The 12,675-nt window shown below is 71.0% G+C and carries 12 protein-coding genes; 8 read left to right on the top strand and 4 right to left on the bottom strand.

Translation table 11 applies throughout. The features are described 5' to 3' along the window. Window positions 1–41: 41 nt before the first annotated feature. The 5 genes from EDF23_RS10325 to EDF23_RS10345 all read left to right on the top strand — a co-directional run bounded on the left by EDF23_RS10325 (window position 42) and on the right by EDF23_RS10345 (window position 6,389). Window positions 42–2,081, top strand: a complete 2,040-nt coding sequence (locus EDF23_RS10325) for a trypsin-like peptidase domain-containing protein (RefSeq protein ID WP_243648884.1) — start codon at window positions 42–44, stop codon at window positions 2,079–2,081. A 183-nt stretch (window positions 2,082–2,264) separates the two neighbouring features. After that, the gene (locus EDF23_RS10330; RefSeq protein ID WP_123294079.1) at window positions 2,265–3,308 is read left to right on the top strand and encodes a glycosyltransferase family 2 protein; all 1,044 of its coding nucleotides are present in this window, start codon (window positions 2,265–2,267) and stop codon (window positions 3,306–3,308) included. Between the two features lie 4 nt (window positions 3,309–3,312). Then, complete coding sequence (locus tag EDF23_RS10335; protein WP_123294078.1) at window positions 3,313–4,134, top strand: CDP-alcohol phosphatidyltransferase family protein; 822 nt, start codon at window positions 3,313–3,315, stop codon at window positions 4,132–4,134. Between the two features lie 71 nt (window positions 4,135–4,205). Next, window positions 4,206–5,114, top strand: coding sequence for a glycosyltransferase (locus EDF23_RS10340; RefSeq protein WP_131921696.1), 909 nt, complete (start codon window positions 4,206–4,208; stop codon window positions 5,112–5,114). 42 nt (window positions 5,115–5,156) lie between these two features. Beyond that, the gene (locus EDF23_RS10345; protein WP_131921601.1) at window positions 5,157–6,389 is read left to right on the top strand and encodes a CDP-glycerol glycerophosphotransferase family protein; all 1,233 of its coding nucleotides are present in this window, start codon (window positions 5,157–5,159) and stop codon (window positions 6,387–6,389) included. Window positions 6,390–6,406: 17 nt separating this feature from the next. On the opposite strand, the gene EDF23_RS10350 is transcribed toward EDF23_RS10345, so the two are convergent. The 4 genes from EDF23_RS10350 to EDF23_RS10365 all read right to left on the bottom strand — a co-directional run bounded on the left by EDF23_RS10350 (window position 6,407) and on the right by EDF23_RS10365 (window position 9,160). Next, window positions 6,407–6,709, bottom strand: a complete 303-nt coding sequence (locus tag EDF23_RS10350; RefSeq protein ID WP_131921602.1) for a hypothetical protein — start codon at window positions 6,707–6,709, stop codon at window positions 6,407–6,409. A gap of 116 nt (window positions 6,710–6,825) precedes the next feature. Next, a complete protein-coding gene (locus EDF23_RS10355; protein ID WP_111085010.1) occupies window positions 6,826–7,596 on the bottom strand; it encodes an ABC transporter ATP-binding protein in 771 nt (256 codons plus the stop codon). Then, complete coding sequence (locus EDF23_RS10360) at window positions 7,596–8,396, bottom strand: ABC transporter permease (protein ID WP_123939022.1); 801 nt, start codon at window positions 8,394–8,396, stop codon at window positions 7,596–7,598. The genes EDF23_RS10355 and EDF23_RS10360 overlap by 1 nt, the downstream gene beginning before the upstream one ends. A 68-nt stretch (window positions 8,397–8,464) precedes the next feature. Then, window positions 8,465–9,160 carry a phosphocholine cytidylyltransferase family protein gene (locus tag EDF23_RS10365; protein WP_111085011.1) on the bottom strand — a complete coding sequence of 232 codons (696 nt, stop codon included), beginning with the start codon at window positions 9,158–9,160 and terminating at the stop codon, window positions 8,465–8,467. Window positions 9,161–9,457: 297 nt separating this feature from the next. On the opposite strand from EDF23_RS10365, the gene EDF23_RS10370 reads away from it, so the two are divergent. The 3 genes from EDF23_RS10370 (at window position 9,458) to EDF23_RS10380 (ending at window position 12,652) form a co-directional block, all read left to right on the top strand. Further along, window positions 9,458–10,783, top strand: coding sequence for an ABC transporter ATP-binding protein (locus EDF23_RS10370; protein WP_347812708.1), 1,326 nt, complete (start codon window positions 9,458–9,460; stop codon window positions 10,781–10,783). Then, window positions 10,759–12,330: an ABC transporter permease gene (locus EDF23_RS10375; RefSeq protein ID WP_131921603.1), complete on the top strand. Its 1,572-nt coding sequence runs from the start codon at window positions 10,759–10,761 to the stop codon at window positions 12,328–12,330. The genes EDF23_RS10370 and EDF23_RS10375 overlap by 25 nt, the downstream gene beginning before the upstream one ends. 61 nt (window positions 12,331–12,391) lie before the next feature. Then, entirely contained in the window at window positions 12,392–12,652 is a 261-nt protein-coding gene (locus EDF23_RS10380; RefSeq protein WP_111033217.1) for a DUF3039 domain-containing protein, read from the top strand. Window positions 12,653–12,675: the final 23 nt, after the last annotated feature.

A 12,675-nucleotide genomic window follows, 5' to 3' on the forward strand; every position in this document is an offset into this window, starting at 1 on the left:
GTTGCGACAGACTGCACGAGCTTGAAAGGAGCACGTCCAGCATGACCGACACCACGCCCAACGGGCAGGGCGACGACCGCCGTCCGGACGATGCGGCATCGCCTGCCGCCAGTGAGGACGCCGCCGCAGCGGCCACGAAGGGGAACACGTCGATGCCGAACGACTCCGAGCAGTTCAACGACGCCGAGCAGCCCGAGAACGCCGAGCGGTCCGACGACGCCGCGCAGCACGCGGCTCCGTCCGACGACGCCACGAGCGCCGACCACACCGACGTGATCCCGTCGGCGACCGACCACCCCACGGACCGCTACACGGCCCCGTACCCGACGCTCTCGGGCGACCAGCAGCGCGATGGCGGCCAGCAGCCAGCCGGGTACGGCCAGCAGACGTCGCCGTACGGGCAGGCGTCCCAGTACGGCCAGCAGCCCGCCGCAGACCAGACGAGCCAGTACGGGCAGGCCCAGCAGAGCCAGTACGGCCAGAACCGGCAGCCGCAGTACGGCCAGGCCCAGCAGAGCCCGTACGGCCAGCAGTCCCAGTACGGCCAGAGCCAGCAGTCCCAGTACGGACAGAACCAGCCGAACCAGCAGTCCCAGTACGGTCAGCAGTCGCAGTACGGCCAGCAGGGCCAGTACGGCCAGGCCCAGCAGCCGCAGTACGGCCAGCAGCCGACCGCGGGCCAGCCGCGGTACGGCGAGTACGCCCAGCCAGCCTCCGCCGCTGCCCCCGCGTCCTCGTCGGAGTACGCGTCGGCGTCGGCGCAGGCACCGCAGTCCGCGACGAGCGCCTTCGGCGACGTGGACGGCGCCAACCAGCGCAACGGCCACTACTTCGCCGACGGAACCGCGGGTGCAGCGGCCACCACGACCACCACCCGCTCCGGGCGCAGCAAGCTCGTCCTGCCGATCATCGCCGGACTGGTCGTCGCGGGTCTGGTCGGCGGTGGCGCCGGGTGGCTCGCCGGGTCGTCGCAGGGCGGCACCGTCACGTCGTCGTCCGGTTCGTCGCAGGGCGGCAACCTCACCGTCAACGACTACGACTCCGCGACGGTCGTCACCGCGGTCGCTGCTCAGGCGACGCCGTCGGTCGTGACGATCAACGTGTCGTCCAGCAACGAGGCCGGCACCGGTTCGGGCGTCGTGATGAGCAAGGACGGCTACATCGTCACGAACACCCACGTGGTGACGCTCGACGGCGACAGCTCGAACGGTTCGATCACCGTGACGACCTCGAACGGCAAGATCTACGAGGGCAAGCTCATCGGCACCGACCCGACGGTCGACCTCGCGGTCATCAAGATCGACGCGACCGACCTCAAGCCGATGGAGTTCGCCGATTCCACGAAGCTCAACGTCGGTGACACCGCGGTCGCGATCGGTGCGCCCCTGGGCCTGTCGAACACGGTCACGGACGGCATCGTCTCGACCTTGAACCGCAGCATCCAGGTCACGTCGAGCGCCCCCAGCGAGGGCGGCGACTCGAACGAGGGCGGCAACGGCGGCAGCGGCCCGTTCGACTTCTGGGGGAACGGCGACAACGGCAGCAGCTCGTCCGCGAACACCACGGTCTCGCTGCCCGTCATCCAGACCGACGCGTCGATCAACCCGGGCAACTCCGGTGGCGCCCTGCTCGACGCGAAGGGCAAGCTGATCGGCATCAACGTGGCCATCGCCTCGGCCGGCAGCTCGTCGTCGTCGGACTCGGCGGCCGGCAGCATCGGCGTGGGCTTCTCGATCCCGTCGAACCTGGTGAAGCGCGTCGCGAACGAGATCAAGGACAAGGGCTCGGCCACGCACGGCCTGCTCGGTGCCACGGTCGGCGACGCCTCGGAGAACGCGAGCGCGACCCAGATGGGTGCGCTCATCAAGTCGGTCTCGTCCGGCGGTGCGGCGGCGAAGGCCGGTCTGCAGAAGGGTGACGTCGTCACGAAGATCGGTTCGGCGACCGTCTCGGACGCCACCGACCTGACGGCACAGGTCCGGTACTTCGCGGGCGGTGCGTCGACGACGATCAGCTACCTCCGGAACGGGCAGTCCCGCGAGGCGGACGTGACCCTGGGCACGTACGACAGCAAGGGCTGACGCCACCACGGACAGGACGGGAGGCCCGGTGCACGACGTGCGCCGGGCCTCCCGTCCGTCTGCGGGTCGCGTCGCGGGCACCCCGCAGGTTCCGGGTTCGGGTCTTGATAGGCTCATGGTCGCTCTGCGGGGCGGCACCGCCCCGGTGCGTCCCGTGCCCCCAGCCAGCACCCCGAGGTACGCATGCAGACAGACGGACAGCCCCTGCCGGGCGTCTCGTACGTGATGCCCGTGCTCAACGAGGTCACCGAGGTCCGCGCTGCGGTCGCCAGCCTGCTCGACCAGGACTACACCGGCGTGTTCGAGGTCATCCTCGCGCTCGGCCCCTCGATCGACGGCACGAACGAACTCGTGGCCGAGATGAGCGCGGCCGACCCGCGCATCCGGGCGATCGACAACCCGGTCGGGTCCACGCCGGCCGGCCTGAACGTCGCGATCACGGCGTCGGTGCACCCCGTGGTGGTCCGCGTCGACGCGCACTCCGTGCTGCCACCGGACTACACGCGCATCGCCGTCCGCACCCTGCTCGAGTCCGGGGCGGACAACGTCGGCGGCATCATGCGCGCTGAGGGCCGCAGCCCGTTCGAGCGGGCCGTCGCGTTGGCGTACGGCAGCCGCGTCGGCCTCGGCGGCACCCCGCACCACGTCGGTGGGACCGCCGGCCCCGCCGAGACCGCGTACCTCGGCGTCTTCCGTCGCGACCGCCTGTTCGAGGTCGGCCTGTTCGACGAGGGCATCAAGCGCGGCCAGGACTGGGAGCTCAACCGACGCCTGCGTCAGACCGGCGGCACGGTGTGGTTCACACCCGAGCTGGTCGTCACCTACCGCCCGCGACCGAGCCTGAAGCGCCTGGTGCGGCAGTTCGTCGCCACCGGGTTGTGGCGGGGCGAGCTCGCCCGTCGGTTCCCCGCGAACAACGGCCTGCGGTACTTCGTGCCGCCCGCGATGGTCGCCGCCATGGCCGTCGGGATCCTCGCCGGCGTCGTCGGTGTCGTCGGCGCGGCCCTCGGCAGCCCGGTCGCCTGGGCGCTCCTCGGGTTCGCCGTGCCCGCCGTGTACCTGCTCTTCGTCGTTCTCGGGTCGGTCGCCGTCGCGCGCCGGTCCGGGGTGGCGACCTTCCTCTGGCTGCTCGTGGTGCTGCCCTGCATCCACGTGGGATGGGGGCTCGGTTTCATCATCGGGTTCCTCACCCGCACCTCCGAGCTGACCACCCACACCGGACGGTGACCCCATGACCGACCCCGCCACCCACGGCCGCGGATCCGCACGCCCGACGTCGATCGCCGAGCTGCGGGCCGTCGCCCAGCCGGACGAGGTCCGCGCCCGCGCCAACGCCGAGCACTGGACGGCGTCGCTGTACCTGCGCGACGTCTCGCCGTACCTGACCTGGGTGCTGCTGAAGACGCGCGTCAGCGCCAACCAGGTGACCGGCCTGATGATCCTGGTCGGGTGGAGCATCGCCGCGGCCCTGCTCATCCCCGGCATCTGGGGCGCAGCGCTCGCCCTGGTGCTCGGACAGCTGCAGATGCTCGTGGACTGCTGCGACGGCGAGGTCGCACGGTGGCGTGGCACCCGCTCGCCCGCCGGGGTGTTCCTGGACAAGGTCGGGCACTACACGACCGAGGGACTGATCCCGGTGGCGCTGGGCATCCGAGCCGCCACCTGGCCGATCCACGGCGCCGACTGGATGTGGACCACGATCGGCTGCGCACTCGGTCTGGTCATCGTGCTGAACAAGGCCCTCAACGACATGGTGCACGTCGCCCGGGCGAACGCGGGGCTCGACAAGCTCGTCGACCGACGCGACGCCTCGACCGCGCCGTCCGGCCGGAAGCTCGCCTCGCTCCGCCGCCTGGCCAGGTTCCTGCCGTTCCACCGCCTGTACCACTCGGTCGAGCTGAGCATGCTCGCGTTCCTGTTCGCGCTCATCGGACTGGCGATCGGCGACACGCTCGCCAGCCGGATCCTGGTCGGGGCGCTGCTGCCGCTGGCCGTGCTGGCGACCGTCGGACACTTCCTGGCGATCATCGCGTCCAAGCGGGTCAAGGCGTGACCGACGACGCGGTGCCCCACGACGCGGTGACCGACGACGCGGTGACCGACGACGCGGTGTCCGACGACGCGGTGACCCCGAGCACCGTTCGCCGCCACGCGGTCGCGCGCCCGCAGCGACCCCGCGTCGCCGTCGTGAGCCTGTCGCAGGGCACGCGGCCCGACGACCTGCGCCGCGGGCTCGACAGCGTGCTCGCGCAGCAGGGCGTCGAACTCGACGTGGTCTGCGTCGGCAACGGCTGGGAGCCGACCGACCTGCCGGACGGGGTGCGGACGCTGGCGCTGCCGGAGAACCTCGGGATCCCGGCCGGCCGCAACGCCGGTGCCGAGGTCGTCGACGGGGACTACGTGTTCTTCCTGGACGACGACGCCTCGATCCCCTCGGTGACGTTCCTGCAGGACGCCGTCGGCCGCTTCGAACGAGACCCCTCGCTCGGACTGCTCCAGCCCCGCGTGGTCGACCCGACCGGCGCCGCCAACCCGCGGCGCTGGGTCCCGCGCATCCGCAAGGGCGAGCCAGACCACTCGTCGCCGGTGTTCTCGGTGTGGGAGGGCGCCGTCGTGCTGCCGATGGACGTGTACCGGGTCGTCGGGGGATGGGGCGCTGAGTACTTCTACGCGCACGAGGGCATCGAGCTCGCGTGGCGCGTGTGGGACGCCGGTCGACGTGCTTGGTACGCCGGCGACCTGGTCGCCCACCACCCGGCCATCGACCCGGCGCGGCACACGGAGTACTACCGTCTGAACGCCCGCAACCGCGTCTGGCTGGCCCGACGAAACCTGCCGGCACCGCTCCGGCCGCTCTACGTCGGCTCGTGGGCCGCGATCCAGGTCGCACGCTGGTGGCGACACCCGCGACGCCTGACGACGTGGTTCGCCGGCATCCGCGAAGGACGGACCACCGACTGCGGGCCGACCCGACCGATGAGCTGGCTGACCGTCGCCCGGATGACGCTCGCCGGGCGCCCGCCCGTCGTCTGACCACTCCGAACCCCATCGCCACCGCAGAACGGGAGACAGTCCATGCCGATCACCAGTGACGTGCGGACCGCCGTGCGCCTGGCCCAGCGCCTGCTCGCCTCGCGCCGGAGCCGCCGGGAGCTCGCCCGTCGCCTGCCGTCGGTCGCGGCGCCGGCGCCCGGCACGATCGAGATCGCGGTGTACTTCGCCGACGGCCCCGTGAACATGTACCAGGTGCGCCAGTGGTACGCGCCGCTGGCCGAACTGGCGAAGACGCACCCGGTCGCGATCATCGCGCGCAGTCCGGGCACGATGACCACGCTCATCGACGAGTCGCCGGTCCCCGCCGTGTACGCCCGTCAGGTCGTCGACCTGGAGCAGTTCGTCGAGACCCAGGCGCCGAAGGTGGTGCTGTACGTCAACCAGAACGCCCGCAACTTCCAGATGATGCGGTACGGGCGCATGTGGCACGTCTTCGTCAACCACGGCGAGAGCGACAAGATGTACATGACGACGAACCAGTTCAAGGCGTACGACTACGCGTTGATCGCCGGGGACGCCGCGCGTGGCCGGCTCGCGGAGGCGCTGTGGGACTACGACCTCGACGCCAGGACCATCGCGATCGGCCGCCCGCAGGCCGACCACTTCGCCGGCGCGGCACCGTACCCCGCCGACGACCGGACCGTCGTGCTGTACGCGCCGACGTGGGAGGGCGACCGCGGAGCCGCGGCGTACGGATCGATCGCGTCCCACGGCACCACCATCGCCGAGCAGGTGCTCGCGTCGCCCCGGCACCGCCTGGTGTACCGACCGCACCCGCGGAGCGGCGTGCTCGACCCGGCGTACCGAACGGCACACGAGCGGATCGTCGCGGCGATCACGGCGGCGAACGCGGCCGACCCCACCGCGCACCACGTCCACGACGAGGGCGGCGAGCTCGGCTGGCAGCTGGCCGACGCCGACGTGGCGATCACCGACATCAGCGCGATGATCTACGACCGCCTGGCGGTCGGGAAGCCCCTGATCGTGACCCGCCCGGAGTCGCCGGAGGCCGATGTGGACGAACGCGGCTACCTGAGCGACGCCAACTGGCTGACCGCGGCCGACGCGCCGTCGGTGCTCGCGCGGATCGCCGCCGCCGTGGGGGACGCCGCCGAGCTCGCCAAGCTGCAGCAGTGGGTGGCGCGCTACTTCGGCGACACCACGCCCGGTGCCGCGACGGCCCGGTTCCACGCTGCCGTCGAGTGGCTGCTGGAGCGCTGGCGCACCGTCGCTGCCGAGCGCGGCGAACGCTGAGCCCCGTCCGGACACGGTCACGGGCGCAGCCCCTGACCGACCAGTGACATCCGCCACACGTACTCGGAGCGGTCCGGACGGCGCCAGCGGACGATCACGACGCCGGTGTCCTGCGGATCCGCGCCGAACACGGCGACGGACAGACGTCGACCGGGTTCGAGCCGGTGCACCGCCAGCGGCGGGCTGTAGCCGTTGCCGAGGTGGGTGAGGGTCAGGCCGTCGACCGGTTCGTCCCCGGTGTTGACGAGGTCGTACCGGCGCGGGGCCTGCGAGCGGTCGATGGTGAACGGGACGGCGTACGCGGGTGCTGGGTGGTGCATGGGGGGAACGCTAGGGGGAGGGTCCGACGGTGGGGCCCCGGCGCAGCACCCGGGAACCCGTCGCTGTGGAGGGGGCACGGTGGTGCCCTGGTTGTGGAGGGGGAGTACCCGACCGGTCAGACGCCGTAGTCGGCGGAGTACTGCGCCAGCGCTTCCTCGATGGTGCCGTCGAGCTGCAGCCTGCCCTTGTCGAGGTACAGACCGCGGTCGCAGAAGCGGCGCAGGTCCTTGTCGCTGTGGGACACGAAGAAGAGCGTCCGACCGCCGGCCAGGAGCTCCTCGATCCGCTTGTAGCACTTCTCGCGGAAGGCCTTGTCGCCGACGGCGAGGACCTCGTCCACCAGGATGACGGGCTCGTCGAGCCGCGAGATCACCGCGAACGCGATGCGCACCTTCATGCCGCTCGACAGGTGCTTGTACGGGGTGTCGACGAAGTCCGCGATCTCGGCGAAGTCGATGATCTCGTCGAAGGCGGCACGGATCTCGGCGCGCGACATGCCGTGCAGGCCGGCGGTCAGGTAGACGTTGTCGCGGACGGACAGGTCGCCGACGAACCCACCGGTGATCTCGATGAGCGGCGCGACGCCGGCCCCGACGTCGATCCGACCCTCGTCCGGCAGCATCACCTGCGCCACGAGCTTCAGGAGCGTGGACTTGCCCTGACCGTTGCGACCGACGACGCCGATCGCCTCGCCCGGACGGACGTCGAACGACACGTTGCGGAGCGCCCAGAACTCGTCGGCACGCTTGCGGCGGCCGCGTCCGGCGAAGAGGTCCTTGAAGTTGCGGCTCGCCCGTCGGTTGCGCTTGAAGCAGATGCCGGCGTCGCGCACGGAGATCACCGGCGCGACGGTCTCGGTGCGTCGGGTCTGGTCGGTGGCGGTCATCACAGCTCCTTCAGCACGCGGTGCTCGCTGCGTCGGAACACCGCGAAGCCGATGACCAGGACGATGCCCGTGATGACCACCGACGCCCCGACCTCGAGCCAGTCGAGCTGGCTCGGGAAGAACGCGGCGCGGTACATCCCGAAGATGCCGGTGAGCGGGTTGACCGCGGCGATGGGGCGCAGGGCGTCGGGCAGCGCGTGCGTGCCGTAGATGATCGGCGATGCGTAGAACAGGAAGCGCAGGACGAGCTTGGTCGCCCGCTCGAGGTCGCGGAAGAAGACGACGAGCGGCGCGACGATCAGGCCGAGGCCGTACACCAGCGCGCACTGCAGCACGATCGCCAGCGGGAAGAAGACGACCTGCCAGTGCAGGTGCGCCCCCGTCGCGATCGCGAACGCCGCCAGCACCGGCAGGCTCAGCAGGAACTCGATGCCCTTCGACGCGTCGATCCGCGCGACCCAGATGGTGCGGGGGATCGTCGTCGAGCGGATGAGCTTCGACTCCTTGATGAACGCCCGCGTGGAGTCCGAGACGCCCCCGGTGAACCACATCCACGGCAGCAGCGCGGAGAGCAGGAAGACGATGTACGGGTCTTCACCGACCGAACCGCGGTGGAACACCTGGGTGAAGACGAACCAGTAGATCGCCGACATCACGAGCGGGTCGAGGATCGACCAGACGTACCCGAGCGCCGACGTCGAGTACCGGACCCGGAGGTCGCGGACGGTCAGCAGCCAGAGGGCATGACGATAGCGCCGACCGGCGCTCCGGGTCGCCGCTGGTGCGGCAGCCGCGGGCACGGTCGGCGCGCTCGCTGTGGTCACGGTTTCCCTTCGGGCGGAACCGCCGAAGGGGTCCTGACGGAGGTTCAGGCGAACAGGTTGTTCGCGCGCTCGAGGTCCTCGGCGAAGTCGATCTCGACCGCGTACAGGTCGGAGATGTCGATCGGGGACCAGCGTAGCCCGTCCTCGGCGATGGCAGCCTCGATGCCGCCCTCGAAGTACTCCTGGTCGTCGACGCGACCGAGCTGGCGGATGAGGGCCTGCTTGTCGTTCGCCGACACGTAGTTGATGCCGACGGCTTCGCCGAGCCCGCCGACGACCTGCTTGGAGAGCTTGTGGATGAAGCCCTCGGCGTCGACGGTGTACTTGACCTCTTCGTCGGAGACCTTGTCGGTGTTGACGCTGACGAACGAGTGGTCCTCGTCGATCATGTCGGCCGCACGGACGAGCGCCATCGGGTCGAAGACCACGTCGCCGTTCATCCAGAGGACACCGCTCTTGCCGGTCGCCTTGAGGGCGCGCAGCAGGCTCTTCGAGGTGTTGGTGGAGTCGTAGGACTCGTTGTAGACGAAGGACGCGTCGGGGAAGGCCTCGACGATGTGCTCCGACTTGTAGCCGACGACGATCGTCACGCGGGCGCTCGAACCGAACGCGGCGCGGATGTTGTCGAACTGCTGCTGCATGATGGTGCGGCCGTCACTGAGCTCCGTGAGCGGCTTCGGCAGGCTGCGGCCGAGCCGGCTGCCCATCCCCGCTGCGAGGATCACGATCTGCGTGGTCATGCTGGTCCCTTCTGGTGTCCGCCCGCGCGCCCTGGGGCACGGGCGGGCCTCGTCGAGTCTGCTCGCGGAACGTCCGAGTTCGCCGAGAACCGGACGCCGCGGGCCACGAGGGCGGCCGCTGCACGGTGTCGGAGAGCCCGCCGGAGCAGGTTTCCAAGTGGTGAACACTTCTTCGTGCCCTAGTGAATGATACGGAAACACCCGCTCAAGGGGTAGGTCCGCCGCGCTTCGTACTCATTTCGTGACACTGGAGCGGGCGGTTCCCCGCTGTCCGGAGAGCGTTGGTACGGTTGGGCGATGGCCGCCAGAGCAGAGAACGAGGACGTGTACGCCACGACCGACGCTGCCTGGATGACCGAAGCGAGTGACACCGACGAGCAGGACGCCGACGAGCGTGCCGCCGACCGGGTGGACGCCGCGGCGGGGGACGACGCCGACGACGACGACATGGGGGAACCGGATGCGCGCGACGCCTCCGTTGATGACGAGATGACCGACGACACCACGGCTGCCGACACCACGGCCGCCGACACCGATCCGGTCACCGAGCCGCAGTCGGACGCAGTGCCCGGTCCCGCGGCCCGTGCCGCGGCAGCGGCCCCGACGACGACCACCGGTGCCCGACCCGCCAAGGCGCGCACCACGAAGCAACGCACCAAGCGACCGGCGAAGGCCGCCGGCACGACCGGCACCGTGCCTCCCGGCCCCACGGCGAGCGACGCGACGTCCGCGACGGACGCGACCGCGCACGCAGCGCAGGGCGCACCGGAGACCGACGCACCGGAGACGGACGCCGCGACGAGCCCCGCCGCGAAGAAGCGTGCTCCCCGGGCCACCGCGCCCAAGGCCCCGCAGAAGCTGCAGCCCGTCGTGCTCGCCGCCGACGGCCTCGTCAAGCGGTACGGGCAGACCCTCGCCGTCGACGAGGTCGACCTCGAGATCCGCCAGGGCTCGATCTTCGGCGTGGTCGGCCCGAACGGCGCCGGCAAGACGACCACCCTGTCGATGATCACCGGTCTGCTGCGTCCCGACGCCGGGTCCGTGACGGTCCTGGACCACGACGTCTGGGCCGACCCCACGGCCGCCAAGCGCAGCCTCGGCGTGCTGCCGGACCGCCTGCGGCTGTTCGACCGCCTCACCGGTGCGCAGCTGCTCTACTACTCGGCCACCCTGCGCGGTCTCGACGGTGCCACGGCCCGCGAGCGCAGCACCGACCTGGCCGAGGCGTTCGGGCTCGGCGAGGCGCTCGGTCGCCAGGTCGCCGACTACTCGGTGGGCATGGCGAAGAAGATCGCCCTGGCCGCCACGCTCATCCACTCGCCGCGGGTCCTCGTGCTCGACGAACCGTTCGAGTCCGTCGACCCCGTGAGCGCCGCGACCATCACCGACATCCTGCGCCGCTACACGCGCGGTGGTGGCACCGTCGTGCTCTCCAGCCACTCCATGGAGCTCGTGCAGCGCACCTGCGACTCCGTCGCCATCATCGTCGGCGGCAAGGTCCTCGCCTCGGGGACCATGGCCCAGGTGCGCGGTCGCAAGAGCCTCGAGGACAAGTTCGTCGAACTCGCGGGCGGCCGCGTCGTGGCAGAGAGCATGGAATGGTTGCACAGCTTCTCCGGCTGAGGGCCGACCTGCTCGCGGGCGAGGTCCGCGGCAGCGCCCGCCGGTCCGTGCTCGTCGTGCTCGGCAGCCTCGTCGGGCTCCTCGCCGCCGTGTTCGTCGCGACGCAGACGGTCGCGCTGCGGTCCGCCGACCCCGACACGGCCCGCGCGGTCACCGTGCCGGTCGGCACGCTCATCGCGTTCGCGTTCACCGTCGTCCCGCTCGTCGTCGGACGGAGCGACCAGCTCGACCCGCGGCGCTTCGCGGTCTTCGGCATCGGCCGTCGCGGGCTCGCGATCGGCCTCGTCGTCGCCGGGCTGATCGGCGTCCCGGTGATCGGGGTCGTCGTCGTGGCCGTCGCCCAGTCGATCGCCTGGGCGCGTGACGCCGGCACCGGTGTGCTCGCGGTCATCGGTGGCCTGCTCGCGATCGCCACCTGCGCGCTCCTGGTCCGCGTGTGCTGCACCGTCGGCTCGCGGCTGATCGGCCCGCACCGGTCCCGCGACGCCGGGTGGCTCGTCGCGCTCGTGATCATCGTGCTCGCGATCCCGGCGGTCTCGCTGCTGCTCCGCGTCGACTGGCTCGACCCCGAGGGCACCGAGATGCAACGCGTCGCGGACGTCGCGGGGTGGACGCCGTGGGGCGCTGCCTGGGCCGTGCCCGCCGAGGTCGCCAGCGGCCACGTCGGCACCGGGTTCCTCAAGCTGCTCGTCGCGATCGCCGTCGTCGCCCTGCTGGCCTGGGCGTGGTGGGCGCTCGTCGGTCGGGCGCTCGACACCGTCGACGGTCGCACCCGGACCCGGCGCTACCAGGGGCTCGGCTGGTTCGACCGGCTCGGCTCGACTCCGGTCGCCGCCGTCGCCGCCCGCGCCCTGACCTACTGGGTGCGCGACCCGCGGTACCGCACCTCGTACCTGATCATCCTGTTCGTCCCGCTCGTCGTCATCCCGCTCGGGGTCGCCGGGGTGCCGTGGCACTGGACCGCGCTCGTGCCGTTGCCGCTCATGGCGCTGATCGCCGGGTTCCTGCCGCACAACGACGTCTCGTACGACAACACCGCGGTGTGGTTGCACGTCGCCTCCGGGGCTCCCGGGTGGAGCGACCGTCTCGGCCGTGTCGTCCCGGTGCTCGTCGTCGGTGCGCCGGCGATCGTGGCCGGCTCGGCGGTGTCCGCCTGGTTGTTCGACGACTGGACGGTGTTTCCGCTGCTGATCGGCGTGAGCGCCAGCGCCCTGCTGTCCGGACTCGGGCTGTCGAGCGTCGTGTCCGTGCTGCTGCCCTACCCGACCGTGCGGCCGGGGGACCACCCGTTCCAGCAGCCGCAGGCCGCGGGTGTGACGGCGACGGTCGCGCAGTCGATGATGGTGATCGGCATCGTGGTCTGCACCGTCCCGGCGGCGTGGCTCGCGGTGCTGGCCTTCGTCCGAGGCGCTGAGCCGTGGTCGATGCTGACGCTCGCGGTGGGCATCGGGATCGGCGTGGTCGTGCTCGTCATCGGGATCTTCGCGGGCGGGCAGCTGTTCGACCGGCGCGGCCCGGACCTGCTGGCAGCGGCGCAGCGCAACTAGCGTTCCGGAACGAGCGCAAGGTGCGCAGACCAACGTGCGCAGACCGTCGTACCCTGGACCCATGAGCATGACGGAACCAGGCGGCGGCCTCGACGTGATGGACCGGGAGCTCGAGAAGCTCCTCGAAGACGAAGCGATCGAACCCGGCGACCACGAGCGGTTCTCGCACTACGTCAAGAAGGACAAGATCCTGCAGTCCGCCCTGTCCGGCAAGCCGGTCAAGGCGCTGTGCGGCAAGAAGTGGATCCCGGGCCGCGACCCGGAGAAGTTCCCGGTGTGCCCGGACTGCAAGGCCATCTACGAGAAGATGAAGTCCGAGTAGGCGCAGCCTGCGCATCGTGAGCA

The organism is Curtobacterium sp. PhB128 (assembly GCF_004340725.1).
Lineage (GTDB): Bacteria > Actinomycetota > Actinomycetes > Actinomycetales > Microbacteriaceae > Curtobacterium.